Annotated in this window: 20 protein-coding genes and 1 pseudogene; 11 read left to right on the top strand and 10 right to left on the bottom strand. The window is 72.2% G+C overall.

Features of this window, described 5'->3' with window-relative positions; translation table 11 throughout:
- The first annotated feature begins 64 nt into the window (after positions 1 to 64).
- The 3 genes from ACFRIC_RS23030 to ACFRIC_RS23020 all read left to right on the top strand — a co-directional run bounded on the left by ACFRIC_RS23030 (position 65) and on the right by ACFRIC_RS23020 (position 2629).
- Positions 65 to 631: an FHA domain-containing protein gene (locus ACFRIC_RS23030; protein WP_382788591.1), complete on the top strand. Its 567-nt coding sequence runs from the start codon at positions 65 to 67 to the stop codon at positions 629 to 631.
- A gap of 256 nt (positions 632 to 887) precedes the next feature.
- Entirely contained in the window at positions 888 to 2213 is a 1326-nt protein-coding gene (locus tag ACFRIC_RS23025; RefSeq protein WP_382788589.1) for a M14 family zinc carboxypeptidase, read from the top strand.
- Complete coding sequence (locus ACFRIC_RS23020; protein ID WP_382788587.1) at positions 2210 to 2629, top strand: subtilase-type protease inhibitor; 420 nt, start codon at positions 2210 to 2212, stop codon at positions 2627 to 2629. Before ACFRIC_RS23025 ends, ACFRIC_RS23020 begins: the two co-directional genes overlap by 4 nt.
- Position 2630: 1 nt before the next feature.
- On the opposite strand, the gene ACFRIC_RS23015 is transcribed toward ACFRIC_RS23020, so the two are convergent.
- Complete coding sequence (locus tag ACFRIC_RS23015; protein WP_382788585.1) at positions 2631 to 3881, bottom strand: M14 family zinc carboxypeptidase; 1251 nt, start codon at positions 3879 to 3881, stop codon at positions 2631 to 2633.
- A 374-nt stretch (positions 3882 to 4255) separates the two neighbouring features.
- On the opposite strand from ACFRIC_RS23015, the gene ACFRIC_RS23010 reads away from it, so the two are divergent.
- Positions 4256 to 5563, top strand: a complete 1308-nt coding sequence (locus ACFRIC_RS23010) for a cytochrome P450 (RefSeq protein WP_382788583.1) — start codon at positions 4256 to 4258, stop codon at positions 5561 to 5563.
- Here the strand turns inward: ACFRIC_RS23010 and treY are convergent.
- On the bottom strand, positions 5523 to 7970 hold the full coding sequence (gene treY / locus ACFRIC_RS23005; protein WP_382788581.1) for a malto-oligosyltrehalose synthase: 2448 nt from the start codon (positions 7968 to 7970) through the stop codon (positions 5523 to 5525). The two genes, ACFRIC_RS23010 and treY, sit on opposite strands and share 41 nt — an antisense overlap.
- Positions 7971 to 8161: 191 nt before the next feature.
- Complete coding sequence (glgX, locus tag ACFRIC_RS23000) at positions 8162 to 10270, bottom strand: glycogen debranching protein GlgX (RefSeq protein ID WP_382788579.1); 2109 nt, start codon at positions 10268 to 10270, stop codon at positions 8162 to 8164.
- 178 nt (positions 10271 to 10448) lie between these two features.
- Here glgX and ACFRIC_RS22995 point away from each other — a divergent pair, with 178 nt between their 5' ends.
- The 4 genes from ACFRIC_RS22995 (at position 10449) to ACFRIC_RS22980 (ending at position 14829) form a co-directional block, all read left to right on the top strand.
- Complete coding sequence (locus ACFRIC_RS22995; protein ID WP_382788577.1) at positions 10449 to 11270, top strand: Tat pathway signal sequence domain protein; 822 nt, start codon at positions 10449 to 10451, stop codon at positions 11268 to 11270.
- Between the two features lie 56 nt (positions 11271 to 11326).
- On the top strand, positions 11327 to 12643 hold the full coding sequence (locus ACFRIC_RS22990) for a copper amine oxidase (protein ID WP_382788575.1): 1317 nt from the start codon (positions 11327 to 11329) through the stop codon (positions 12641 to 12643).
- 118 nt (positions 12644 to 12761) lie between these two features.
- On the top strand, positions 12762 to 14000 hold the full coding sequence (locus tag ACFRIC_RS22985) for an SAV2148 family HEPN domain-containing protein (protein ID WP_382788573.1): 1239 nt from the start codon (positions 12762 to 12764) through the stop codon (positions 13998 to 14000).
- A gap of 106 nt (positions 14001 to 14106) precedes the next feature.
- On the top strand, positions 14107 to 14829 hold the full coding sequence (locus tag ACFRIC_RS22980; protein ID WP_382788571.1) for a 3'-5' exonuclease: 723 nt from the start codon (positions 14107 to 14109) through the stop codon (positions 14827 to 14829).
- Positions 14830 to 14925: 96 nt separating this feature from the next.
- On the opposite strand, the gene ACFRIC_RS22975 is transcribed toward ACFRIC_RS22980, so the two are convergent.
- Both ACFRIC_RS22975 and ACFRIC_RS22970 read right to left on the bottom strand, forming a co-directional pair.
- The gene (locus ACFRIC_RS22975) at positions 14926 to 15789 is read right to left on the bottom strand and encodes a phosphotransferase enzyme family protein (RefSeq protein WP_382788569.1); all 864 of its coding nucleotides are present in this window, start codon (positions 15787 to 15789) and stop codon (positions 14926 to 14928) included.
- A 169-nt stretch (positions 15790 to 15958) separates the two neighbouring features.
- Positions 15959 to 18228 (bottom strand): annotated as a pseudogene (locus tag ACFRIC_RS22970) (MMPL family transporter).
- Between the two features lie 299 nt (positions 18229 to 18527).
- Between ACFRIC_RS22970 and ACFRIC_RS22965 the strand changes: the two are divergent.
- The 3 genes from ACFRIC_RS22965 (at position 18528) to ACFRIC_RS22955 (ending at position 20158) form a co-directional block, all read left to right on the top strand.
- Positions 18528 to 19076, top strand: coding sequence for a DUF1697 domain-containing protein (locus tag ACFRIC_RS22965; protein WP_382788567.1), 549 nt, complete (start codon positions 18528 to 18530; stop codon positions 19074 to 19076).
- Complete coding sequence (locus ACFRIC_RS22960; protein ID WP_382788565.1) at positions 19069 to 19464, top strand: DUF4440 domain-containing protein; 396 nt, start codon at positions 19069 to 19071, stop codon at positions 19462 to 19464. Before ACFRIC_RS22965 ends, ACFRIC_RS22960 begins: the two co-directional genes overlap by 8 nt.
- Before the next feature lie 76 nt (positions 19465 to 19540).
- On the top strand, positions 19541 to 20158 hold the full coding sequence (locus tag ACFRIC_RS22955; protein WP_382788563.1) for a DsbA family protein: 618 nt from the start codon (positions 19541 to 19543) through the stop codon (positions 20156 to 20158).
- 25 nt (positions 20159 to 20183) lie between these two features.
- Here ACFRIC_RS22955 and ACFRIC_RS22950 read toward each other — a convergent pair whose 3' ends face one another.
- The 5 genes from ACFRIC_RS22950 to ACFRIC_RS22930 form a co-directional block, all read right to left on the bottom strand.
- Positions 20184 to 20930, bottom strand: a complete 747-nt coding sequence (locus ACFRIC_RS22950; RefSeq protein WP_382788561.1) for a sirohydrochlorin chelatase — start codon at positions 20928 to 20930, stop codon at positions 20184 to 20186.
- A gap of 7 nt (positions 20931 to 20937) precedes the next feature.
- Positions 20938 to 21840: an ABC transporter permease gene (locus tag ACFRIC_RS22945; protein ID WP_382788559.1), complete on the bottom strand. Its 903-nt coding sequence runs from the start codon at positions 21838 to 21840 to the stop codon at positions 20938 to 20940.
- A complete protein-coding gene (locus ACFRIC_RS22940) occupies positions 21827 to 22615 on the bottom strand; it encodes an ABC transporter ATP-binding protein (RefSeq protein WP_382788557.1) in 789 nt (262 codons plus the stop codon). The genes ACFRIC_RS22945 and ACFRIC_RS22940 overlap by 14 nt, the downstream gene beginning before the upstream one ends.
- Positions 22616 to 22651: 36 nt before the next feature.
- Complete coding sequence (locus tag ACFRIC_RS22935) at positions 22652 to 23773, bottom strand: aliphatic sulfonate ABC transporter substrate-binding protein (RefSeq protein WP_382788555.1); 1122 nt, start codon at positions 23771 to 23773, stop codon at positions 22652 to 22654.
- Positions 23774 to 24005: 232 nt separating this feature from the next.
- On the bottom strand, positions 24006 to 25361 hold the full coding sequence (locus ACFRIC_RS22930) for a sulfate adenylyltransferase subunit 1 (protein WP_382788553.1): 1356 nt from the start codon (positions 25359 to 25361) through the stop codon (positions 24006 to 24008).

The raw sequence follows: 25361 nt of genomic DNA, 5'->3' as shown, positions 1-25361 counted from the left end.
CGGCCCCACCAGCCGTTTCCGGGTCTTCTGGACACCCTGTCGTTACTGGCCGACAATCACGAACGTGACGTCGTCCTTCGAGTTCCATCCGTACCCCGCGCGGCTGTCCGACGCGGAGCGCGACCGGGCGCTCAAGTCCCTCCGTGACGGCGTCGCGCTCGGCCGCCTCTCGCACGACACGTTCGTCCGCCGCATGGAGCTGGTCCTGTCCGCCCGCCGGTCCGAGGAACTCGCCGTGCTCACCGCCGACCTGCCCGCCGGCGACGAGCCAGCCGGGCGGCGCTGGTCGAAGGTGGTGTTCGGCACCGTGGAGGCCGTCTCCGGCTTCACGGTCCGGCTGCGCCGGGCCTGGCAGGCCGAGCGGCTGCCGAAGCTGCAACTGCCCGACCCGGGCGACGCCTACCCGCTGCGGATCGGCCGGGACCCGGCCAGCGGGCTGCGCCTCAACCACGAGACGGTGTCCCGGGTGCACGCCGAACTGCGCCGCCAGGACGGTGTGTGGGTGCTGCGCGACCTCGGGTCGACCAACGGCACGACCGTCAACGGGCGGCGCGTCATCGGCGCGTCCGTCGTGAAGGACGGCGACCAGATCGGCTTCGGCCGCATGCTGTTCCGCCTCACCTCGGCCTGAACCCGGGCGCCGCGGCCCGAGCTCCGGCACCTGCCCCGGTCTGAACCCGGGCTCCGCGCCCCGGCCCGACCGGGGTGCCGCGTGGGGCGCCCGGCGGAGTCCCGCGCGCCCGGCGTCCACAACATCCTTTCGCCGCAGCGGTGTTGACGTACCCCTCGACTCGTGACTGACTGTGTGTACTTCATGTACATCTGGTGAAACGACGGCACCGTACGAGTGGAGGTGTGCCCTGCCGCCACTCCGCCGCTATCCGACCGTGGACGAACTCGGCGTCCGCGCCGCCGCGCTCGTCGCCCGGCGCCCCGGCGAGGCCCGGCTGCGCCAGGTGGGCACCTCCCGGGCGGGCACCCCGATGCTGCTCCTGTCCGTCGGACGCGGCAGCCGCCAGGTCCTCGTGGTCGCCGGACCGCACGCCAACGAACCCGTCGGCGGCGCGACCGCCCTCAGGCTGGCCGAACGGGCCCTCGCCGACCCCCGCCTCACCGAGGGCGCGGACGCCACCTGGAACCTGCTGCTCTGTCTCGACCCCGACGGCTCCCGGCGCAACGAGGCCTGGCTCCAGGGCCCTTACACGCTCGGCCACTACTTCCGGAACTTCTTCCGGCCCGGCTTCCTCGAACAGCCCGAATGGCTGCCCGACGGCGCCGGGCGCGCCGCCCTGCCCGAGACCCGTGTCCTGCTCGCCCTCCAGGACGAGCTGAGGCCGTTCCTCCAGTGCTCCCTGCACGGCGTCGACGTCGGCGGCGCCTTCGTCGAACTCACCCGCGACCTGCCGGGACTCGCCCAGCGCGTCGCGCACAGCGCGGCCCGCCTCGGCATCCCGCGCGAACTCGGCCCCTACGACACCCTGTACTGGCCCGCGCTGGGCCCGGCCGTCTACCGCGTCCCGCCGCCGCGCGGGGGAGACCTCGCCGCGGCCATCACGGAGGCCGCGGTCGACTCCACCTGGTTCCACCCCCAGCCGCACGGCACGGTCACCGCGATCGTCGAGGCACCCATGTGGGGCGTCGGCGCCGTCGAGGACCCGACGCGCCCCGCCGATCCCGACGCCGTGCTGCGCTCCGTCAGCCGCACCCTGCGGCACGACACCGAGGTCCTGGAGGACATCCTGGCCCGGGTGCGGCCCGGCGTCGGCGGCTCGCCCGACGCGCCCCGCCTGCTGGCGCCCGTCGACGACTATTTACTGGTCGGCCCCGGACTCGCCGACTCCTGGGACCCCGACGTACGCGACGCCGGGGGACGCGCGCTGCCCTCCCTCGACACCGCCCGGCTGACCGCCCTGCGCCTCGCCGGACGGCGGGTCGCGCTGCGCACGGCCGGGCTGCTGCACCAGTTGGTCACCGCCTCCGGGCGGGACCCGGGCGGGGCGCTGCCCGAGCTCGACCGTCTGATCGACGCGTGGTGCGCCGACTACCGCGACGGCTGCGGAGCGCGCTGGATCCCGGTGGCGCGCCAGGTCGAGTACCAGGCGCGTGTCGTGCTCGCCGCGTTCGACCTGGCGGGGCGTCCCCGCGGCACGCGTTCCCGTTCGGGTGATTCCGGCTGGACCGCGCGGGCCACCGTGCCGATGCACCGGGAATGACGACAACCCTTCGAGCGATCCGCGCCGCCGTGCTGCTCCCGCTCGCGCTCCTCCTGGCGGGCGCGGCTCCCGCGGCCCACGCGACCCCCGGACACGGCCTGCCGGGCAACTGGCTCCGCCTGGCCGTCACCCGCGGCGACGCCCGCTCCAGCGACACCCGTGGCGTCCTGCTGCTCTGCGACCCGCCCCAGGGCCACGCCCACGCCGCCCGCGCCTGCCGGCAACTCGCCGCGGCCGGGGGCGACATCGACCGCATCCCGCGCCGGTCCGGCGTCAGGTGCCCGATGCTGTACGCGCCGGTGACGGCGTCGGCGCACGGCGTCTGGGAGGGCCGCCGGGTCGACTACCGGCACGCGTTCTCCAACTCCTGCGCGCTGGGGGCGCGGACGGGCGCGGTGTTCGACCTGTCGGCCTGAGTCAGGCGGCACCCTCGCGCGCGTGGCGGGCGGCCGCCATCACCGTACGGGCCTGGTGCTCGACCTGGTTCTCCAGTGGCACCCAGCGCGCGCGGAAACGCCGGGCGAAGGCGTCGCTCCAGTCGGCGACCAGCTCTTCCAGGCGGGGTGCCTCGCGGTCCTCGGCCTCCTGGAGGACGCGCAGCAGCATCGACGCGGCCCGCAGCGGGATCCGCCGGCCGAAGGCGTCCACACTGCCCACGTACGCCATGGTGGTGTCCGCGGGGAGCGGCTGCGACCAGTCCGCGGCGAGTCCGGGCACCAGTTCCAGCGCCCACTTCGAGGCTCGCAGCAGAGGCCCGTCGGGTCCCCGCAGCCGCGGCCGGGCCCGTCCGAGCACCGCCTCCACCTGCTCCGCGTCCGTCACCAGCCGGTGGGCCAGGCGCCGCATCGCCGCCGCGGGCGCGGGGTGCGGCGCCGGGTCGTCCACGAGGTCGCTGGCCCACATCGGCACCTCCACGACGGCCGTCAGACCGCCGTACCGGTGGGCGTGGTACCAGGTGCTGTGCCGGGCGTCGTCCGGCATGCTCGGGTACGCCGTGTCCGAGCCGGGCGCCGGCATCACGTGCACCCCGGGCCCGGAGGCGGGCCAGCCCGCGGCGTCCGAGGCGGCCGTCTCCACCGGGATGCGCAGCTCCGCGGCCGACTTGGCGAACGGCTCCGCGAGACCCGGGATGTCCTTGGTCAACTGCACCCAGCTACCGCCCAGATCGGTGCCGTGCAGCGTCACCTGGAGGTAGGGCCGCACCTCGTCGATCACCCCGGTCAGCGTCCGCGTCTCCGGCGGCAGCCGGTCCGGCGGCAGGACGGAGGGCGACCACTCCGGCTGTTCGGGTCCGGCCGGACGGAAGAACCCCAGGTGGTACTCGAGGAGGGTCCGCGGCGCGGGGGTGACGTGGAGACTCGCCCCGTCCGGGTCCGCGCAGAGCAGGAAGTGCCAGGAGGTGTCCCGGCGCAACTCCCGCCGTAACAGCACACGTTCGGCCAGTGACAGCAGCGTCGAGCCGCCCGTGGGTTCGTTGGCGTGGGCCCCCGCGACGACGAGCACCGTGCGCCGGGCATGGCCGACGGACAGCAGGTGGAGGGGTCTGCCCGCGCGGGAGGTGCCCACTTGCCTGAGGACGCAGAGATCGGGCCGGTGGGCCGCCAGCGCGCGGGCGGACGACACGATTTCGGTCACACTGGGGTAGCGCAACTCCGGCAGATGACTCACCCCCGACTTGTCCGCCCTGCGTCGCTTTTGGCAGTACTCCACGGTCTCGGAGAACTGTCAAGCAGGCGTCGGCGCGGCCCGGAGGGAGCCCGGGTGGCATTTTCCGCTGGCAACGGGCGGCGGAAGGTGCGCGGGCCTGCCCGTTGCCGGCGGACCGCGTCCCGCAGGCCTGCGGAGAACGGGGGCGCGCGCCGCGAGAGAGGGCGCCCCGGAGGGGACGACCGGCGTACGCGCGCACCCCCGGCGGACAAGCCGTTTCTACGTACACGATTCACTCGTCCGGGTGTACGGGAACTGCGGTGCGGGGCGGGCGGTGGTCCACTCGGAACAACCGCGCGCGGGTCCGGCGCGCAGACCCGAGGTGGTGGCCCGCGGTGCTGTGTCCACACGGCCTTCCCGGCGAAGGCGCCCCGACGGCGACCCCCACGGGCCCACCGGCCCGGGCGCGCGCGTCGCTGGTCCCGTCCGCTCCCGTCCCCTCCCCTCCCGTCCCGGCCCGCCCCTCCGTCCCGTCCCGTCCCGCGGTCCGGCCCCGCCCCTCGCCGGACGGGCCCTGCGGGCCGTACACCCCGCCGAGCGGGCCGTCCGCGCGCGCGGACGCCCCCGCGAGCCTGCTCGACCCGGGGACCGAGCGTGACCCCCACCCGCTCCACCGCACCCTGCGCCGGGACTTCCCCCTGGTCCTCGACGAACCGTTCGGCGCCTGGCTGATCAGCCGCCACGCCGACGTCCGCGCCGCGCTCGCGGACCCCCGGCTCGCCCCGCCGTCACCCGGACCCGGGCCGGACCACGGGGAGGACGGCACGCACGCCGCGCACCGGGCCGCCGTCTCCGCGGCGCTGGCGGAAGGGATGCCGGCCGGCCTGAGGGCGGGCGTCGAGCGCACCGCCCACGTCCTGGCCAGCCGCCTGGCGGGCCGTCAGGAAGCCGACCTCGTGTCCGAGTTCTGCCAGTGGCTGCCCGTCGCCGCCGCCGTCACCGCGCTCGGACTGCCGTACGAGGACACCGCGCGCGTACACGCCTGGTGCCGCACGGGCCTCGACCACCTCGGCCACCGTCCCGGACTCGACGCCTACCTGCGCCCCCACCTGGCCCGCCGTCGTACCCACCCCGGCGACGATCTGCTCTCCGCGCTGTGCGCGGCCCGGCCCGGCGGACGACCGCTGCCCGACGAGACCGTGACCGCTGTCGCCGGGACCGTGCTGGGCGCGGCCGGCGGCACGACCGCGCGCGCCCTCGCCTCGTTCCTCGCCAACCTGCTCGACCACCCGGGCCTGCTCGACCTGATCCGCGCCCGCCCCGGACTGACGGGCGCCGCCTGGGCCGAGTCGCTGCGCCGCGACCCCCCGGTGCAGATCGTGCCGCGCCGGGCGCTCGAACCGATCGGCCCGATACCCGAGGGCGCCACCGTGGCGTGTCTGCTCGGCGCCGCGGGCCGCGACCCGGCACGGTTCGCCGACCCGGACCGCTACGACCTCTTCCGCGCCGACCCGGGCGCCCTCCCGTACGGCGCGGGACCGCACCACTGCCTCGGCGAGCCGCTGGCCCGGCTGACGGCGGAGGCCGGGCTGCTCGCCCTGCTGGACGTGCTGCCGGGCCTGCGCCGGGCCCCCGGGCCCCGGCCGCGCCCCGAGGGCCTGGTCAGCCGCTCTCCCCGGACCCTCCCGGTGTGTCCGCGCTGACGCGCTCCAGCAGGACGACGGGAGACCGCTCGAAGAGGTCCGCCACGCGCGCGTGCCCCGTGAACTCCCGCTCCCCGGTGCCGGAGGGGAGCACGTCGGCCCACCGTCCTTCGGGGAGCACGAGAACGGTGTCCCGCCAGCCGCCGGCCTCGGCGAGCCCCAGCGACAGCCGGGTGACGGCCGCGATCACCTCTCCGGAGCGGGCGAACGCCACACAGTGCTCCGCCGCCGGCCCCTCGGCATGCAGTGGCGCGTACGTCGCCGCCTCCCCGAAGACGTCGGGCCGCCGGGCGCGCAGCCGCAGCGCGGCAGCCGTGAGCGCGGGCTTCTCCGCGGACGGGTCGCGCGGCGCGAACGGCTCCCGGTTGTCCGGGTCCACGAGGGCCAGATACTCGTCCTCGGTGCCCTGGTACACGTCCGGCACCCCGGGCATCGTCAGATGGACCAGGGCGGCCCCCAGGACGTTCGCCCGGACGTGCGGGGCCAGCGAGGCGCGCAGGGCGGCCACGTGCCGTCCAGGGGGCCCGCACGGCCCGTCCGTGACGAACGCCGTCACCGCGTCCTCGTACGCGGGGTCGCGCTCGGTCCAGGCGGTGCGCGTCCCGGCCTCCCTGATGTGCTTCAGCAGGGCGTCCCGGACCCGCTCGGTGTGGGCCCCCGCCCCGTCCTCGCCGGCGGCCGGGCCGAGCCCGAACACCGTCTGCCACGCCGCCCACGCCACCTGCGGGTCGGGGCTCCCGGGTACTTCGTCCGCCACCTGCGCGAGGACCTCGGACCAGGCCTCCGGACACTGGGTGAGGACGGCGACGGCGGCGCGCACGTCCGCGCTGCGCTTGGTGTCGTGGGTCGACAGGACGGTCCCGGTGGCGGGCCGGTCGCGCTGCACGCGCGCGCAGTAGGCGTGGAAGTCGTCCGGGGACACCGCGGGGCGGCCCGGGTCGCCGCCCACCTCGTTCGCCGACAGCAGCGGCACATAGCGGTAGAACGCCGTGTCCTCCACCGACTTGGCCCGCAGCGCCGACGACGTCTGCGCGAACCGGGCCCGGAAGGCGGCCTCACCGGGTCCGTCGCCGTCGCCGAGCAGCAGATCCCGTACGACGTCCACGGCGTGTGCCTCCTCGGGCACCCGGAACGCCGACCTGGCCTCGGCGGCGGCCCGCTCGGTGATCACCCGGGAGGCGTCCGTGGACGGGTAGGGCCGGTACACCTCCAGGCGGACCAGAAGCTCCCGCAGCGCGGCGCCCAGGGCCCAGGGGGCGTGGTCGCGGGCGGCGGGGTCGGGGGACGCGGCGCACAGCGCGCTCACCTCGCGAGTGAGGCGTTCGACCTCCGTGGCCAGTTCGTACGTGATCACCTTGTACGCCGCCCGGCGCACCGTGCTCTCCCAGTGGCCGCCCCGGTCGGCCTGCGGGCCGGCGAAGCGCCGGTAGCGGCCGAGGAGACGGCTCGCGCCGGCCTCGTCGGTGAAGAGGCCGTCGACGTGCCGCAGGGCGTCGTAGCCGGTGGTGCCCGCCACGGGCCAGGCTGGCGGGAGCGGTTCGCCGTCCGCGAGGATCTTCTCGACGACCGTCCAGCGGCCGCGGGTCGCCTCGTGCAGCCGGCGCAGATAGGCGTCCGGGTCCGCCAGCCCGTCCGGGTGGTCGACGCGCAGACCGTCGATCACCCCGTCGGCGACGAGCTCCAGGATCTTCGCGTGGGTCGCCGCGAACACCTCGGGGTCCTCGACGCGCACCCCGATGAGCTCCGAGATGCTGAAGAAGCGCCGGTAGTTGAGCTCGGTGCGGGCCAGCCGCCACCACGCGGGGCGGTACCACTGGGCGTCCAGCAGCCGGGGCATCGGCAGTTTCGCGGTGCCCTCGCGCAGCGGGAACACGTGGTCGTAGTAGCGCAGTATGTCGCCGTCGACCTTGAGCTCGCCGATCTCGGCGCCGAGGCGGTCCCCGAGCACCGGCAGCAGCAGCCGGCCGTCCTGGGCGTCCCAGTCGATGTCGAACCAGCGGGCGTACGGCGAATCGGGGCCCTCGCGCAGGACCTCCCACAGGGCGTGGTTGTGGCGCGGCGCCATCGCCATGTGGTTCGGGACGATGTCCACGACGAGCCCGAGACCGTGCTCCCGCGCGGTGCGGGCCAGGGAACGCAGCCCCTCCTCGCCGCCGAGTTCGTCCCGTACGCGCGTGTGGTCCACCACGTCGTAGCCGTGCGTCGAACCGGGGACGGCCTCCAGGACGGGGGACAGGTGCAGGTGGGAGACGCCGAGCGAGGCCAGATAGGGCACGGCCGCCTCGGCGCGGCGGAAGGGGAACTGCGGCTGGAGCTGGAGCCGGTAGGTGGCGGTCGGCACGTAGGGGACGACCGGGCCGGGGACGACCGAGTGCGCGATCGCCGGTTCGGGGCGCTCAGGTGTCATGCGTGTCTACGTACCCGTCCGGCCGGACTTCTGTCACCGGCGCCTCCAGAAGGGCACGCACGGCCCCCCTAGGAGGCCCACGCGCGCGCTGCCAAGGGAGCCGTGCACGCGCGCGGGTCTCGTGGGAGAGCCCACGCGCGCGTGTCCGCCGGAGAAGCGGTCCACGCGCGCGTGCTCCCGGGAGGGCCGTCCTACGCGGGCCGCTGAAGCACCGTCATGCTCCGGTCGACCAGGGTCAGCCGGTCACCGGCCGTGACCTTGGCGCCCGTACCCGGGGCCACGCCCTCCGCGAGGGAGGTGTCGACGACGACCTGCCACTGGCGGCCGTGGTCGGCCGGTACGACGAATTCCAGGGGCTTGGGGGAGGCGTTGAACATCAGCAGGAAGGAGTCGTCCGCGATGCGCTCCCCGCGGGCGCCCGGCTCGGAGATCGCGTTGCCGTTGAGGAACACCGACAGCGCCCTGGCCTGCGCGGAACCCCAGTCGCGCTGGGTCATCTCCTGGCCCTCCGGGGTGAACCACGCGATGTCGGAGAGCTCGTCGTGGGTGCCCTGGACGGGCCGTCCGTGGAAGAAGCGCCGCCGCCGGAAGACGGGATGGTCGCGGCGCAGCCACACCATCGCGCGCGTGAACGCGAGGAGCTCGCAGTCCTCCTCCGGCCACGGCACCCAGGCCAGCTCGCTGTCCTGGCAGTACGCGTTGTTGTTGCCGCCCTGGGAGCGCGCGAACTCGTCGCCGTGGCTGAGCATCGGCACGCCCTGGGAGAGCATCAGGGTGGCGATGAAGTTGCGCCGCTGCCGGGCCCGCAGCGCCAGCACGTCGGGGTCGTCCGTGTCGCCCTCGGCGCCGCAGTTCCAGGAGCGGTTGTGGCTCTCGCCGTCCCGGTTGTCCTCGCCGTTGGCCTGGTTGTGCTTGTTGTTGTACGACACGAGGTCGTTCAGGGTGAAGCCGTCGTGGCAGGTCACGAAGTTGATCGAGGCGAGCGGACGGCGTCCGTCGTCCTGGTAGAGGTCGGAGGAGCCGGTCAGCCGGGACGCGAACTCGGCCAGCGTGCGCGGCTCGCCGCGCCACAGGTCCCGTACGGTGTCGCGGTACTTGCCGTTCCACTCCGTCCACAGGGGCGGGAAGTTGCCCACCTGATAGCCGCCCTCGCCGACGTCCCAGGGCTCGGCGATCAGCTTGACCTGGGAGACCACCGGGTCCTGCTGGACGAGGTCGAAGAACGACGACAGCCGGTCCACCTCGTGGAACTGGCGCGCCAGCGTGGCCGCGAGGTCGAAGCGGAAGCCGTCCACGTGCATGTCGGTGACCCAGTAGCGCAGCGAGTCCATGATCAGTTGCAGGACGTGCGGCGAGCGCATCAGGAGCGAGTTGCCGGTGCCCGTGGTGTCCATGTAGTAGCGGGGGTCGTCCGCCAGACGGTAGTACGAGGCGTTGTCGAGGCCCCGGAAGGACAGCGTCGGCCCGAGGTGGTTGCCCTCGGCCGTGTGGTTGTAGACCACGTCGAGGATGACCTCGATGCCGGCCTCGTGCAGCGCCCGGACGGCCGACTTGAACTCCAGCACCTGCTGGCCCCGGTCGCCCCAGGAGGCGTACGCGTTGTGCGGGGCGAAGAAGCCGATCGTGTTGTAGCCCCAGTAGTTGCTGAGGCCCATGTCGGCCAGCCGGTGGTCGTTCACGAACTGGTGCACGGGCATCAGCTCCAGCGCCGTGACACCCAGTTCCGTCAGGTGTTCGATGATCGCCGGATGGGCGAGGGCCGCGTACGTGCCGCGCAGCTCGTCCGGGAGCTCGGGGTGCAGCATCGTGAGGCCCTTCACGTGGGCCTCGTAGATCACCGTGTGGTGGTACTCCGTCCGGGGGCGCCGGTCGTCGCCCCAGTCGAAGTACGGGTTGACCACGACCGAGGACATCGTGTGCGGCGCCGAGTCGAGGTCGTTGCGCTTGTCGGGTGACCCGAAGGGGTATCCGTACACCTCCTCGCCCCAGTTCACGGCGCCGGCGATCGCACGCGCGTACGGGTCGAGCAGCAGTTTCGCGGAGTTGGCGCGCTGCCCGCGCTCGGGCGCGTACCGCCCGTGCACCCGGAAGCCGTACCGCTGCCCGGGCATGACGCCGGGCAGGTACGCGTGGCGCACGAACGCGTCGGTCTCCCGCAGTTCGACGGCCGTCTCCGACCCGTCGTCGTGCAGAAGACACAGCTCAATACGGTCGGCGGCCTCCGAGAAGACCGCGAAATTGGTACCGGCGCCGTCGTACGTGGCACCGAGTGGATACGCCTCGCCAGGCCAGACCTGCATGGATATGACTCTTCCAGTAGTTCCGTGCCCCAGGGGGCGAGTCCGAACCGAGTCTCCCCGAAAGTGATGGAACCTCACATGCCTTACATCCCTCTTACCCCGCGACCAGGCATATCTCGTATGCCGAACCAGTGGGACTCAAACGACTCCTGGGGATGTAGGGGGAGTAGGGGGAAATGTGCGCAAGATAGTGCACCGCCATCTGGGCAAGGTGGTGGCGGGTGCGGCCATCGCGGTGGCCGGCACGGCCGTGATGATCGGGATCACCCTTCCGGGGTCGGCGGGGGCCGACGAATCGGGCGGAACGAGCGGGACCGGCGCGAACGGCGGGTCCGCGCAGCAGGCGGCGCAGGACGGGCAGGGCGGCGTCGTGCGGCCCGGCGTCGTCGAGCGGGCGCCGGCCGAGGGGGACAAGGGCAGGGGCCGTGACCCGCTGACCGACGACGAGATGCGGCGCGCCGAGCGGATCGCGGTGAACCGGCAGCTCTTCAACTCGAGCGAGAACGTCGAGGGCGCGCGCGGACCGCAGCGCATCGGTGTGGACCTCGCCGAACCCGACACGGCCGATCTGGACAACCCGGACGCGCCGCGCCGCGCCGACATCACGTTCTACGACTACAAGGACGACACGCTCGTCACCAAGACCGTCGACCTCGACACGGAGAAGGTCGTGGAGACGGGTGTCCAGCACGGCGTGCAGCCGCCGATCAGCCGGGACGAGATGTCCGAGGCCGCCAAGCTGCTGATCGCCGATCCGCTCGGCGCCGGCCTGAAGGCCGACTTCAAGGACGCGACCGGCAAGGAACTCACCTCGCCCGATCAGCTCATGCTCAACAGCATGGTCTACCGCGCGACCCCCGGCGTCCGGCCCGCCGCCCTCGGCGCCTGTGGCGAGCACCGGTGCGTCCGGCTCTTCCCGAAGGTCAAGAACGGGCCCTGGATTGACAGCCGTGACCTGGTGATCGACCTGAGCGCCCGCAAGGTCGGCAGGCTCGGCTGAGCGCCGCCTTTCTTTCCTTCCCACCTTCACAGCTTTCCGCAAGGAGTCATGTCTTCATGCGCGTCAACAGAAACAGCCGTGCCCGCAGCCGGGCCGCCGTGGGCCTCTCCGCGCTCGCCCTGGCCGCCGGCGCGACGACGGCCGCGGGACCGGCCGTCGCCCAGCCCCGGTCCGCGCCCGCTCCGGCCCCCGACTGCAGCGCCGCGTTCCGGATCGAACAGAAGCTCGCCACCGGCACCACCTGGCGGATGTGCTGGCACTACGAGAGCGAGGCCGGGCTCGTCCTGGAGGACATCTCCTACCAGCCCCCCGGCGAGGCCCAGCCGATCAAGGTCCTGGCCACCGCCAAGCTCGCCCAGATCGACGTGCCCTACGACGACGGCTCGGTCGAGTACAGCGACCTCACCGGCGCCGGCTTCGGCCAGGGCCTGGTCGACATGGCCCCCGCCGAGTGCCCCGGCGGCGCCATCAAGACGGTCAAGGTCCCCGACGCCTGGGACCCGCAGCACGCGAACGTCAAGGGCCTGTGCACCACGACCCGTTCACGCGGCCACGCCTACCGCATGGAGGCCGACACCGGGAACAAGGTCTTCCAGAAGCAGGGCAAGGACCTGCTCGTCTACACCGTCAACAAGGTCGGCTGGTACGAGTACATCACCGAGTGGCGCTTCCAGGACGACGGCACCCTCAACATGAACGTCGGCGCCACCGGCAGCCTCTCGCCCGGTGACTACGACGCGGGCGACGGCCGCGGCTGGCCGCTCGGCAAGGGCGCCAAGGACTACGCCACGAGCCACAGCCACAACATCTTCTGGCGGCTCAACTTCAACCTGGACGGCTCGTCCAAGTCGAAGGTCGAGCAGTACGACTCGGTGGTCAGCCCGCCCGCCTCGGGCCAGGAGGCCCCCAGCAACAAGACCACGGTCACCAAGGTCGGCAAGGAACTCGCCGGCGACGCCAAGAACATGCGCTGGTGGCGCCTGGTCAGCAACACCGGCAAGAACAAGGACAACCACGCGCGCTCCTACGAGCTCGTCCCGGGCGCGACCACCAAGTACCTCGGCCGCGCCTTCACCAAGCACGACGTCTACTTCACCGAGTACAACAAGTGCGAGCAGTTCGCCAGCGACAACCTGCGCAACTGCGGTGCCGGGCACGGCAAATCCGTCGACAAGTGGGTCGACGGACAGACGCTCACCCACCCCGTGGTCTGGGTCAACGTGGGCTTCCACCACATCGCCCGCGACGAGGACCAGCAGCCGATGCCGGTCCACTGGCAGGGATTCTCCATCGCCCCGCGTGACGTCACCGCTATGAATCCGCTCACTCCGCCGGAGCTCGCGGACCAGAACGGGCATGTCGAACCTAGGTAGTTGGGAAACGACCTGTGCATCGGGCTGCACCGCTCGCCGCTCCCGGAGTACCCTTCCTTGATCGTTGATTGGGGCCTGGCCCTGGGGAGTGCTCGGGGGAGCGGAAGGCGGTGCGTGGGTGGGCTCGGGAGGGCTGGAGCTGCCTCCTGGTGACGAGGGTCACGAGGGAAACTCCACAGATGTCCCACCCGGCGCGGTGTCCCTGGCACGGCCGATGGAGATGGGATCCATCGGACCGGAACTGGACTGGGGCGCCGACGCCTGGCGCGAGGTGCGTACGCGCGCCCAGCGGGCCGGGCGCGCCTACATCTGGCTGAACCTGGTGGAACAGCGGCTGCGCGCGGTCGTGGCCGCTGTTCTCCGGCCCGTGTACGAACCCGTCCACGGTGACGACTGGGTGGTCGCCGCCGCGGGACCGGCCGGCCAGGAGTGGGTGCAGCGCGCCGTCGCCGTGCGCGAAGTCAGCCGCCGCAAGGGGTACTTGCTCGACCCGGCCGACGACAACGTGCTGAGTTTCCTCACGCTGCCCCAGTTGCGTGAGCTGATGGTCCAGCACTGGCCGTGCTTCGAGCCCTATTTCGACGAACGCCGGGACGTCGAACTCGCCCTGGACGAGCTGGAAGTGACCCGGAACGTCGTGTCACGCAACCGCGCCCTGTCCGAGGCCGTGCTGAACCAGGCCGAGCGGGCCGCGGCGAAACTCCTGGAGATCCTCGGCGCCGGGAGCGACGTGCCCTCCGCGCGCAGGCTGCCCGTGGACGCCGTCGAGGACCTCGTCGGCGACCGCTACGCGGACGTCGTCGGGGTGCACTCCGACCGGGTGCGGCTGCTGCGCCAGTTCCCCGCCGAGGACCTCTTCGGCGGCGCCCGCCGGCTCGACGCGGTCGGCATCGGACTGAACCTGCTGGTGCAGAACTTCTCCGGGCGCCGGCTGGTCCGGCTCGCCGAGGCCGGCTGCCGCACGCGACTGCTGTTCCTGAACCCCGCCTCCAGCGCCGTCAAGCGGCGCGAGCGCGAACTCGGCATCAAACGCGGCGAGTTGAGCCGGTCGGTCGAGATGAACATCCTGCACATGCGGCGGGTGCGGTCCCGGCTGCGCGACCCGGACGCCTTCGAGATCCAGGTCTACGACGAGACGCCCCGCTTCACCGCGTACCTCGTCGACGGTGACGGCTCGGACGGCATCGCGGTCGTGCAGTCCTATCTGCGCCGGACGCGGGGCATGGAGGCGCCGGTCCTGGTGCTGCGCGGCGGGAGCCGCCTGCTCAAACCGGACCAGATCGGCGAAGAGGGACTTTTCCCCACCTATCGCGAAGAGTTCGAGGTGGCTTGGGCGGATTCGCGGCCTGTGTCCTGAAAGGCCGTTCCCCGTGGCCGGGTGGAACGCGGTCCCCGGATTGTCAGTGGCTCATGGGATCGTGGGGACCACTGGGGGAAAGCACCACGAAGAAGGGGGGCCGCCCATGGGCTGGCACCGGGAGCTGCTGATCGGCTTCGACCTGGAGACGACCGGGACCGATCCGCGCGAGTCGCGCATCGTCACGGGTGCCGTGATAGAGGTCAGGGACGGGGAGCCGCTGGGCCGCCGTGAATGGCTGGCCGATCCGGGCGTGGAGATCCCGGTCGACGCCGTGGCGGTGCACGGCATCTCCAACGAACGCGCGACCGCGGAGGGCCGCCCGGCGGACGAGGTCGCCGACGCCATCGCGGACGTCCTCGTCACCTACTGGCGCACCGGCGTCCCGGTCGTGGCGTACAACGCGGCCTTCGACCTCACGCTGCTCTCCGCCGAGCTGCTGCGCCACGGACTGCCCTCGCTGCGCGAGCGGCTCGGCGGCGTCGACCCGGCACCCGTCATCGACCCGTACACGATCGACCGTTCCGTGGACCGCTACCGCCGGGGCAAGCGCAACCTGGAGGCGGTCTGCACCGAGTACGGGGTGGTCCTGGACTCCGCCCACGACGCCTCGGCGGACGCCCTCGCCGCCGCCCGGCTCGCCTGCGCGATAGCCGGCCGCCACCCCAAGGTCGCGGCCCTCGGCCCGGTCGAGCTGCACCGCCGCCAGATCGAGTGGTACGCGGACTGGGCGGCCGACTTCCAGTCCTTCCTGCGCCGCAAGGGCGAGACGGACGCGGTGGTGGACGGGACCTGGCCCCTGCGGGACCTGGCGGACGAACGCGTCTGAGCCGACCGCGGCGTCCGCGCCGACCGCGGGGCCGGGACTCCTGTCACGCCCTCGGCGGGCGGCCACCCGGCGTCCGGGCGGCACCCCGGCGGCAGGTCAGAACGGGTACCAGCGCACCGTCTCGTCGCCGTCCCGCAGGGACGCCACCCGGCGTTCGAACTCGGCCGACGCCTTGGGGTTGGTCGGCGCGTGCTGGGCGACCCAGGCGCAGCTCGCGGTCTCGCGGGCGCCCCGGAGCACCGAGCAGCCCTCCCACTCCCGCACGTCCCAGCCGTACGTCCCGGCGAAGGACTCGTAGGCCTCGGCGGGAAGCCCGTAGCGGTCGCGGGACAGGGCCATGACCACCAGATCGTGCTCGCGCAGATCCGCGGAGAAGGTCTCCAGGTCGACCAGGACCGGGCCGTCCGGACCGACGTGCACGTTGCGGGGCAGCGCGTCGCCGTGGATCGGGCCCGGCGGGAGGTGCGGGGTCAGCGCGGCGGCCGCCGCGGCGAAGCCGTCGCGCCGCTCCCGCAGGTACGCCGCGTCCGCGGGGTCGATCGCGTCGCCCGCCAGCCGCAGCCAGCGCTCCACACCGCCGAGGAGTTCCCGGGGCGGCAGCGGGAAGGACGGGGAGGGCAGCGCGTGCACGATCCGCAGCAGCTCCGCCAGGTCGTGCGGCTCGGCGGGGCGGACGGCGTCGGGCAGCCGGTGCCACACCGTCACGGGGTGCCCGTCGACGAGCAGCGCCTCCGGTTCGGCGGCCCGCACCGCGGGGACGCCCGACGCGGCGAGCCACGCGGCGATCGCCAGCTCCCGGCGGGCCCGGTCGTGGAGTTCGGCGTCACGGCCCACCTTGACGACCAGATCACCGGCGCCGAACACCGCGTTCTCGCCGAGGGCGAGGAGTGACGCGTCCCGCACCGGCCCCGGCAGCACCTTCGCCGCGGCCAGCACGTCCCGCGCCCGTGCCTCGTCCATCGCTCCGCCTCCGTGTCCTCGCGTACGACGGCTCCGGGGTGCGTGCCGTCCGTCGGCCAGTCTCCCATTCCGGCGGACCGGAACGCCGAAGGGCCCGTCGGCCCCTCCGGGAGGAGGAGACCGACGGGCCCTGGGCGGACGAGGCGCTCCGGCGACCGGCGTCGGCCGGCTAGACCCCGGCCCGTTCGCCCTGGGGCCGTACCGGCGGCGCGACGGCCTCGGGGGCCTCGTCGTGGGTGAGGTCGGGCATCCGGTTCAGCCACTTCGGCAGGTACCAGTTGCGCTCGCCGAGCAGCGCCATCACCGCGGGGAGCAGGACACCCCGGATGATCGTCGCGTCGATGAGCACCGCGGCCGCCAGGCCCACGCCCATCTGCTTCATGGACTGCATGGACAGCGTTCCGAAGATCGCGAAGACGGCGACCATGATGACGGCGGCGCTGGTGACGACACCCGCCGTGGTGACCACCCCGTGCCGGATCGCGTCCTTGGTGCTGCGGCCCCGCAGCCGTGCCTCACGGATCCGGGACACCACGAACACGTGGTAGTCCATCGACAGCCCGAAGAGGATCACGAAGAGGAACAGCGGCAGCCAGGTGACGATGGCGCCCACACCCGCCGCGCCCACCAGGGAGGCGCCCCAGCCGTGCTGGAAGACCGCGACGAGGATGCCGTAGGCGGCCGCCACCGAGAGGAGGTTGAGCACGATCGAGGTGATCGCGATGGTCAGCGAGCGGAAGGAGAGCAGCATCAGGACGAAGGCGAAGACGACCACGAAGGCGAACACCGGGGTCACCGAGCCGACGAGCTGGTCGTTGAAGTCGTGCGATCCCGCGACCTGACCGGTGATGGGCGCCTGGAGGCCGTCGACCTTGCCGAGCGTTCGCGGTCGCACCTCGTCGCGCAGCAGTTCCAGGCTCTTCTCCGCCTTGTCCTGGTCGGAGCCGCCGACCAGCGGGACGAAGACGAACGCGACGTTGTCCTCGGCGTGCACCTTGACGTCGACCGGACCGCGGGAGGCACCCGAACTGACCGCCGCCGCACGGAAGTCGGCGATCGCGGCCTTCACGTCGGCGGCGTCGATGTCCCGGGCCTTGACGACCACCTCGGCCGGCTCGGAGCCGCCGGGGAAGGCCTCGTTGACCCGGTTGTAGGTGCCGACGATCGCCAGCGAGTCGCCGAACTCCTGTCCAGGGTGAGCTGCTGGGTCTTCATGCCGAGCGCGGGAGCGGCGATGGCGAGCAGCGCGCCCGTCGCGACGACCAGGGCGACGGCGGGCTTCGCGAGCACCACGCGCAGGACGGCACCCCAGAACCGGCTGCCCTCGTCGGCCGGACGGCGGGTGCCCTGGGCGGCGGAGCGCCGCTTGGCCCGGTGCAGGAAGGGGACGCGGCCCTTCTCGACACGGTCGCCGAGCAGGGAGAGCAGCGCGGGCAGCACGGTCACCGAGCCGACCATGGCGACCGCGACGACCATCAGCGAGGCCAGGCCCATCGCCTCGAACTCGGCGAGCCCCGTGAACAGCATGCCCGCCATCGCCACGCACACGGTGACGCCGGAGACGATGATGGCGCGGCCACTGGTGGCGGCGGCGATCCGCAGGGCCGTACCGGCGTCGCGGCCCGCCTCGCGCTCCTCACGCTCACGCCGCAGATAGAACAGGCAGTAGTCGACGCCGACGGCCAGACCCACCAGCAGCATCACGGAGTTGGCCGTGTCGCTCATCGGCATCAGATGGCTGACGATGCCCATCAGGCCCATCGTCGCCATGATCGCGGTGACCGCGAGCGCCACCGGAAGCAGGGCCGCCACCAGCGCGCCGAACGCGATCAGCAGGATGCCCAGCGCCACCGGGACGGCGGAGAGTTCGGCCTTCTGGAAGTCGTCGCCGAACGCCTCGTCGTACTGCTTCATCATGCTCGCGGCGCCGATCTCCTCGATCCGCAGCCCGGAGTGGTCCTTCTGCACGCCCTTGACGGCGTCCAGCACGGGCGCGACGCGGTCGCCCGCCGTCTCCGAGTCGCCGCGCATGTCGAACTGGACGAGCGCGCTGCGCCCGTCCTTCGAGATCGACCTGGTGTCGTACGGCGAGGTCACGTCGCTGACCTTGCCGGTGGCGCCGACCGCGTCGACGACCGCGGTGACCGCGCTCCTGAACTCGGCGTCGGTGGCCTTGGTGCCCGCGTCCTTCGCCTGGATCAGAACCGTCTCACTGGCCGGCTCCTCGATGCCGGCATCCTCGATGATCTTGGCGGCGGTGTGGGTCTCGCCCTTGAGCTGGTCGCTCTCCTTGACGTCGACCCGGCCCGCCGCGGAGCCGAGGCCCATCGCCAGGACGACGAACAGCACCCAGATTCCGACGGCCGCCCATCGGTGGCGGGCGCTCCAGCCGCCTGCTCGCGCGGCGATGCCGCGCACCCGTGTGTCTGCGTTCCCCATGACGGGCCTGCCCCCTTGTGCACGGTGACAGCCCCCTGCCGCCACCTTCCGTAATGAAGGTATGGGCCCGATAAACGCTTCTCCTCGTACTGTCCGGTGAACCGCGGGACCTCCCGCTCCTCCCCGCGGACCCCGGCTCCTCCGCACTGGGGAGGACCGAAGCCCCTTACACGTAACGGCACTTCTCGGGGGTGCCGCTCAGGGACCGGCCCCGCTTCCTCGCGGCCGACGGGCGGTCTCGCGGGGCCGGGCCGTCGCGCCCACCCCGAGGGGCGTGGCGCCCGGCCTATGGTGGGCGGATGACGACGACGTACGCGGCGCTGTTGCGCGGCATCAACGTGGGCGGCGCGAAGAAGGTGCCGATGGCCGAGCTGCGCACCCTGATGGAAGGACTCGGGTACGGCGATGTCCGCACCTATCTCCAGAGCGGGAACGCCGTGTTCAGCAGCGCCGGCGGGGACGAGGAATCCCTCGCCGAGGAGCTGTCCGGGGCCATCGAGAAGCACTTCGGCTTCGGTGTCGGCGTCCTCGTGCGCGAGCACGCCTATCTGCGGGCCGTCAGGGAGGCCTGCCCGTTCCCGGCCGCCGAGCTGGAGGCCAAGCAGCTCCACGTCACCTACTTCTCGCACCCCGTCGACGCCGAGCGCTTCGCCTCCGTCGAGCCCGCGGGATTCCTCCCCGAGGAGTTCCGCCTCGGCGACCGGGTCCTGTACCTCTACGCGCCCGACGGCCTCGGCCGCTCCAAGCTGGCGGAGGCCCTGGCGAAGCCCCGACTGCTCAAGGGCCTCCTCGCCACCACGCGGAACTGGAACACCGTCGTCAAACTGGAGGAGCTGACCGGTGCTTGAGCGCAATCCCGCCGTCGAGGCCGCCATCGAGGGCGAACTGCGCCTGCTCGACCCGGAGGTCCGCCGCTCGGCCGACCTCGTCGCCGCGCTGCTGCATCCCGACTTCTACGAGTTCGGCGCGTCCGGCCGCATCTGGGACCGCGACTCGATCGTCGCGCTGCTGGCCGCCGGGACGGAGGACGGCAGCCGCACCACGACCTCACGGGTGAAAGGGGTGCAGCTCGCCTCCGACCTGGTCCACCTGACCTTCGACACCGACAACAACGGCCGCCGGGCACACCGGAGTTCGCTGTGGCGGCTGTTCGGTGACGACTGGCTCCTCTACTTCCACCAGGGCACCCCGTACAGCCCGGGCGAGGCCGGCGCGTACGTCCACGAGACGAGCTGAGCTCGAAAAGTGGCCCATGATTCCCGTGCGGAATTGGGCCGGGATTCCATGCCACCGGGTGACTAGCCTCGACGGTATGACGACCACATCGCCCACCCGGGTCGACTTCTGGTTCGACCCCGCCTGCCCCTTCGCCTGGATCACCTCGCGCTGGATCCTGGAGGTCGAACGCAGCCGCCCGCTCGACCTCCGCTTCCACGCCATGAGTCTCTACCTGCACAACATCGGCAACGAACTGCCCGACTGGTACCGGGACCTGGTGGACAGGTCGATCGGCCCGGTGCGCGTGGCGGTGGCCGCGGCCGAGCGGCACGGCGAGAAGGTGCTCCGCGACCTCTACACCGCCCTCGGCACCCGCATCCACGAGCGCGGCGTGAAGGACTTCGACGCGGTGACCGCCGAGGCCCTCGCCGAGCTCGGACTTCCGGCCGCCCTCGCCGACGCCGCCCACGATCCCTCGTACGACGAGGCGGTGCGCCGCAGCCACGACGCCGGGACCGAGGCGGACACCGGCGCCTATGTGGGAACTCCCACCCTCCACGTCGACGGCACGGTGTGGTTCGGCCCCGTGCTCCGGGCCGTCCCCCGTGGTGAGAAGGCCGTCGAGCTCTTCGACAGCTTCCGCGTCCTCGCCGCCCACCCCGACTTCTTCGAGCTCAAGCGGACCCGCACCGGAGGACTCTCCTTCGACTGAACGCCGGAAGAATGCCGGGCGGAGGTCAGGCGCCGACCGCGGCCAGCGACGGCGTCCGCGCCTCGTCGTAGCGCTCCAGCAGGACCCGTGCGACCTCGGGCGCGGGACCGAGCACGTCGGCCAGCACGTCCGCCCCGGCGGCGCCCCGGGCGATGCGGTCCGGCAGGAAGCCGGGCGCGAGGACGTACGGTGCGACGGCGACGCGCTCGCAGCCGAGGTCGCGCAGCTCACGCACGGCGTCCTCGGTGCGGGGAAGGGATGCGGAGGCGAACGCGGGCCGCACGGCGCACCAACCGGTGTGCCGCCACTCCCGCGCGATTGCTGCGATCACCGCGATCGCCTCCGGGTCGGTGGATCCCGCCGAGGCCAGGACGACCCCGGTCCGGGACCTGTCGGCGGGCGTCAGCCCCGCCTCGTACAGCCGGCGTTCGAGCGCGGCCGTCAGCAGCGGGGACGGGCCCAGCACCTCCGCCAGCCGGATCCGCAGCCGCGACGGCGCCTGGCGCAGCACCGCCGGGATGTCCGACTTGGCGTGGAAGGCGCGCGTCAGCAGCAGCGGCAGCGCCACCACGTCGCGCACACCCTCGGCCGCCAGGGAGTTCAGCACCCCCGGTACGGAGGGGATGTTGAAGTCGAGGAAGGCGGTCTCCACGCGCAGGCCCGGGCGCTGGGCGCGCACCTTCCGCACCAGGGCGTGCACCGTCGCGGCGTGCCGCGGATCGCGGCTGCCGTGGGCGATGACGACGAGGACGGGACGCTCGGGCCTGTTCATGACGGGGTCAGCCCTTCACCAGGAGTCCGCGGCTGCGCAGCACCCACCGCTCCACCGGGCTGAAGACGATCAGGTCGATGGCGATGCCGACGAACAGGATGAGGAAGATGGCGAGGAAGACCATCGACATGGAGCTGGCGTTGCGGCCGTTCTCCAGCAGTTGGCCGAGGCCCACGCCGAGGTCGGGGGAGGAGGCGATGATCTCCGCGGCCATCAGGGAGCGCCAGGAGAACGCCCAGCCCTGCTTCAGACCGGCCAGATAGCCGGGAAGCGCGGCCGGCATCACGATGTGCCAGGTCCCGCGCAGACCCGTCGCGCCCATCGTCCGGCCCGCCCGCAGGAACAGCGGGGGCACCTGGTCCACGCCCGACACCAGCCCGTTGGCGATGGAGGGCACCGCGCCGAGCAGGATCACCGCGTACATCATCGAGTTGTTCAGGCCCAGCCAGATCACGGCCGGCGGCACCCAGGCCACCGAGGGCAGGGACTGCAGACCCGACAGGATCGGGCCGATCGCCGCGCGCACGAACTTCACCCGGGCCACGATCAGTCCCAGCGGGGTCCCGATCACCAGGGCGAACAGGAAGCCGAGCAGACCGCGCGAGACGCTGGTCCAGATGTAGTCGAGCAGCGTGCCCTGGAGCCAGGCGTTCTCGACCTCGCCCCAGACGTCGGAGGGCGAGGGCAGCTTGGTCGGGTCGTCGACGATCTTGAAGGTGATCAGTGCCTGCCAGGCCGCCAGAACGATCACGAACGCGATCAGCGGCGGCAGCACCTTCTGCCGGAACGTCGTGCCGAAGGAGCGGCGGCCGGCGACGGAGGACTCCAGCGCGTCGAGGCCCGCCTCCAGCCCGCCCAGGCCGTCGTCGTGCTTGGCGGCCGCGTCGGACTTCGTCTCAGTGCTGGCCATGGCGGCGGATCTCCCCACGCAGTTGTTCGGTGATCTCGATGGACAGTTCCGCCACGGGCGCGTCCTCGATGCGGCGCGGCTGCGGGATGTCCACCGTCCATTCGCGGGCGACGCGCCCCGGACGGGAGGACAGCAGGACCACGCGCTGGGCGAGCCGCACGGCCTCGCGGACGTTGTGCGTGACGAAGAGGACGGACAGGCCCGTCTCCCGCCAGATCCGCGTGAGTTCGTCGTGCAGGACGTCCCGCGTGATCGCGTCGAGCGCCGCGAACGGCTCGTCCATCAGCAGGATCTGGCTGTCCTGGGCGAGTGCCCGGGCGAGCGCCACGCGCTGGCGCATACCGCCGGACAGCTCGTGCACCCGCTTGCCGTACGCGCCCTTCAGCCGGACGAGTTCGAGCAGTTCCTCGGCCCGCTCACGCCGTTCGGCCTTCGGAACCCCCCGCAGACGCAGGGCGAGTTCGATGTTCTTGCCCGCGGTCAGCCACGGGAAGAGGGCGTGCTCCTGGAACATCAGGGCCGGACGCCCGTTGGTCGTGATGGTGCCGGCCGAGGGCTTGTCCAGCCCCGCGACCAGGTTCAGCAGTGTGGACTTGCCGCACCCCGAGGCCCCCAGGAGGGTGACGAACTCACCCGGCGCGACATCGAGGGTGATGTCGTCGAGGACGAGCTGGGGACCCGCGGGTCCGGCGAAGGACTTCGAGACGTGCTCGATGCGGGCGGCGTACTCCGTCGTGTCGGCGCCGTCGGCGGCCTTGGCGAGCGTCGTTGCCATGGTCGTCACCTCCTGGGAACTCATCGGGATCCGGACTTACTTGACGCCGAGACCGGCGTCGTCGACCTTGCTCTCACCCGCGGCGGCGAGGACCTTGTTCAGGAGCGTCAGGTCGTAGATGCCGGTCAGGTTCGGCTTGTCCAGGAGACCGGCCTTGACCGCGTGGTCCGCCTCGGTGCTGAGGGTGGAGGCCAGCGGGTCGTTGGTGATCTGGATGGACTTCCAGGCCGGGTCCAGGACGTCGGCCGGCAGCGCCTTGCCCGAGTCGGCCTCGAGCTGCTTGTTCGCCGCGGCCTTCGCCTCGTCCGGGTTGGCGTTGATCCACTTGTTGGTCTCGACGGAGCCCTTCAGGACCGCCTCGACGACCTTCGGGTGCTCCTTGAGGAACTTCTGCGACACGATGATGTTCGTGATCACGAACTTCTTGTCGGGCCACAGGTCCGACTCGTCGAGCAGCACCTTGCCGCCCTCGGCGACCAGCTTGGACGCGGTCGGCTCCGGCACCCAGGCGCCGTCGATGGAGCCGGACTTGTAGGCGTCGGGGGTGATCTTGTTGTCGGTGCGGACAACCGACACGTCACCCTTGCCGCTCTGGGCGTCGACCTTCCAGCCCTGCTCCGCGGCCCAGTTGAGGAACGCGACGTCCTGCGTGTTGCCGAGCTGCGGCGTCGCGATCTTCTTGCCCTTGACGTCCTTCAGTGACTTGATCTTCTTGGGGTTCACCACGAGCTTGACGCCGCCCGAGGCCGAACCGCCGATGATCCTGAGGCTCTTGCCCTCGGACTTGGTGAAGCCGTTGATGGACGGCGACGGGCCGATCCAGCCGATGTCGATGGAGCCCGAGTTGAGCGCCTCGATCTCGGAGGGCCCGGCGTTGAAGATCTGGTACTTCGCCTGGGTGGCGCCGAGCTCCTTCTGGAAGATGCCCTTCTGGTTGCCGACCAGCGCGGTGGCGTGCGTCAGGTTGCCGAAGTAGCCGATCTTCACGGAGTCGAGTCCGTCGATCTTCTTCGAACCGGCGGCGACCTTGGCCGCGGCGTTGTCGTCCTTCGCGTCGGAGCCGTAGCTGCACGCGGCGAGGGCGAGGAGGGGCAGAGCGGTGACGAGGGCTATACCGCGGCCGAGCAGCTTGGTGCGCGTGGAGCGGATGGCAGACACGGGAGGTGTTCCTCTCGGTGGCCCGGCGGTCACGCCTTTCTCAGGTCGTGGCCGGGAGGTCGGCAGGTCTTCGTCGTAACCGGGACGTCGGGTGGGGGGACAGGGCGCGCAAGCGGTGCGCGTACGTCATCGCGCACATCGCGCCACTCCGCCCTGCCCGCTGCCGAGGGCGCCGCTGCCGACACGGCCGCCCTCCTTCGCGAACGTCGCGTAGATGTCGATGGGGTTCATGTCAGAAGTCCCAGCCGTCGTCGTCGGACTCGTCCTTGACCGGCTGAGGCGCGGCGAAGGACTCGCCGACCATGCCCGCGGTGAGGGTGGTGCCGTCGGCGGGGTCGATCAGGATGAAGGCGCCGGTGCGGCGGGAGTCGGCGTAGGAGTCGACGGGGAGGGGTTCGGCGGTGCGGATCTTGACGCGGCCGATGTCGTTGGCGACCAGCCGGCCCGGGTGCGGGTGCAGCGAGAGGTCGTCGAGGGTGAGGCGGGAGGGGATGTCCTTGACGATGGCCTTGACCGTGCGGGTGCCGTGCTTGAGGAGTACCCGGTGGCCGACGGTGAGGGGTGCGTCGGCGACGTGGCAGACGGTGGCCTCGACGTCCTGGGTGGTGGCGGGGGCGTCCTTGCTCGGCACGAGCAGGTCGCCGCGGGAGACGTCGATGTCGTCGGTGAGCAGGACGGTCACCGACTGGGTCGTCCAGGCCGCGTCGACCGGCTTGCCGAGCAGGTCGATGCCGGAGATCGTGGTGGTGCGTCCGGAGGGCAGCACGGTCACCTGTTCGCCGACGCGGAAGGTGCCGGCGGCGATCTGGCCGGCGTAGCCGCGGTAGTCGGGGTGCTCGGCGGTCTGGGGGCGGATCACGTACTGGACGGGCAGCCGGGCGTGGCAGTGCGCCAGGTCGTGGGTGACCGGCACGGTCTCCAGGTGTTCCAGGACGGTGGGGCCGCCGTACCAGTCCATGTTCGCGGAGGGTTCCACCACGTTGTCACCGGCGAGCGCCGAGATCGGGATCGCGGTGATCTCGGGGACGCCCAGCTCGGAGGCGTACGCGGTGAACTCCTCGGCGATGGCGGCGAAGACGGACTCCTGGTAGCCGACGAGGTCCATCTTGTTGACGGCGAGGACCACGTGCGGGACGCGCAGCAGGGCGGCTACGGCGGCGTGGCGGCGGGTCTGCTCGATGACGCCGTTGCGGGCGTCGACGAGGACGACGGCGAGGTCGGCGGTGGAGGCGCCGGTGACCATGTTGCGGGTGTACTGCACATGGCCGGGGGTGTCGGCGAGGATGAAGCGGCGCCGGGCGGTGGCGAAGTAGCGGTAGGCGACGTCGATGGTGATGCCCTGCTCGCGCTCGGCCCGCAGGCCGTCGGTGAGCAGCGCGAGGTCGGGGGTGTCCTGGCCGCGGTTGCGGGAGGCGTGCTCGACGGCCTCCAACTGGTCGGTCAGGATCGACTTCGAGTCGTGCAGCAGCCGTCCGACCAGGGTGGACTTGCCGTCGTCGACGGAGCCCGCGGTCGCGAAGCGCAGCAGAGTGGTCGCCGAGAGCTGCTCGACCGACAGGTGCTCGGTGGGTTCGGTGGTGCTGGTCAT

This window comes from Streptomyces sp. NPDC056738 (assembly GCF_042790435.1).
GTDB lineage: Bacteria > Actinomycetota > Actinomycetes > Streptomycetales > Streptomycetaceae > Streptomyces.
Note: the sequence above shows the minus strand (reverse complement) of the source record. Positions and strands in the feature narration are given on the sequence as shown.

What these genes read in the sequence shown, in the direction of transcription:
- ACFRIC_RS23020 (WP_382788587.1), top strand. Translation starts at nt 2,210, where the DNA reads ATGACGACAACCCTTCGAGCGATCCGCGCCGCCGTGCTGCTCCCGCTC.
- treY (WP_382788581.1), bottom strand. Translation starts at nt 7,970, where the DNA reads ATGACACCTGAGCGCCCCGAACCGGCGATCGCGCACTCGGTCGTCCCC.
- glgX (WP_382788579.1), bottom strand. Translation starts at nt 10,270, where the DNA reads ATGCAGGTCTGGCCTGGCGAGGCGTATCCACTCGGTGCCACGTACGAC.
- ACFRIC_RS22990 (WP_382788575.1), top strand. Translation starts at nt 11,327, where the DNA reads ATGCGCGTCAACAGAAACAGCCGTGCCCGCAGCCGGGCCGCCGTGGGC.
- ACFRIC_RS22980 (WP_382788571.1), top strand. Translation starts at nt 14,107, where the DNA reads ATGGGCTGGCACCGGGAGCTGCTGATCGGCTTCGACCTGGAGACGACC.
- ACFRIC_RS22975 (WP_382788569.1), bottom strand. Translation starts at nt 15,789, where the DNA reads ATGGACGAGGCACGGGCGCGGGACGTGCTGGCCGCGGCGAAGGTGCTG.
- ACFRIC_RS22965 (WP_382788567.1), top strand. Translation starts at nt 18,528, where the DNA reads ATGACGACGACGTACGCGGCGCTGTTGCGCGGCATCAACGTGGGCGGC.
- ACFRIC_RS22955 (WP_382788563.1), top strand. Translation starts at nt 19,541, where the DNA reads ATGACGACCACATCGCCCACCCGGGTCGACTTCTGGTTCGACCCCGCC.
- ACFRIC_RS22950 (WP_382788561.1), bottom strand. Translation starts at nt 20,930, where the DNA reads ATGAACAGGCCCGAGCGTCCCGTCCTCGTCGTCATCGCCCACGGCAGC.
- ACFRIC_RS22945 (WP_382788559.1), bottom strand. Translation starts at nt 21,840, where the DNA reads ATGGCCAGCACTGAGACGAAGTCCGACGCGGCCGCCAAGCACGACGAC.
- ACFRIC_RS22940 (WP_382788557.1), bottom strand. Translation starts at nt 22,615, where the DNA reads ATGGCAACGACGCTCGCCAAGGCCGCCGACGGCGCCGACACGACGGAG.
- ACFRIC_RS22930 (WP_382788553.1), bottom strand. Translation starts at nt 25,361, where the DNA reads ATGACCAGCACCACCGAACCCACCGAGCACCTGTCGGTCGAGCAGCTC.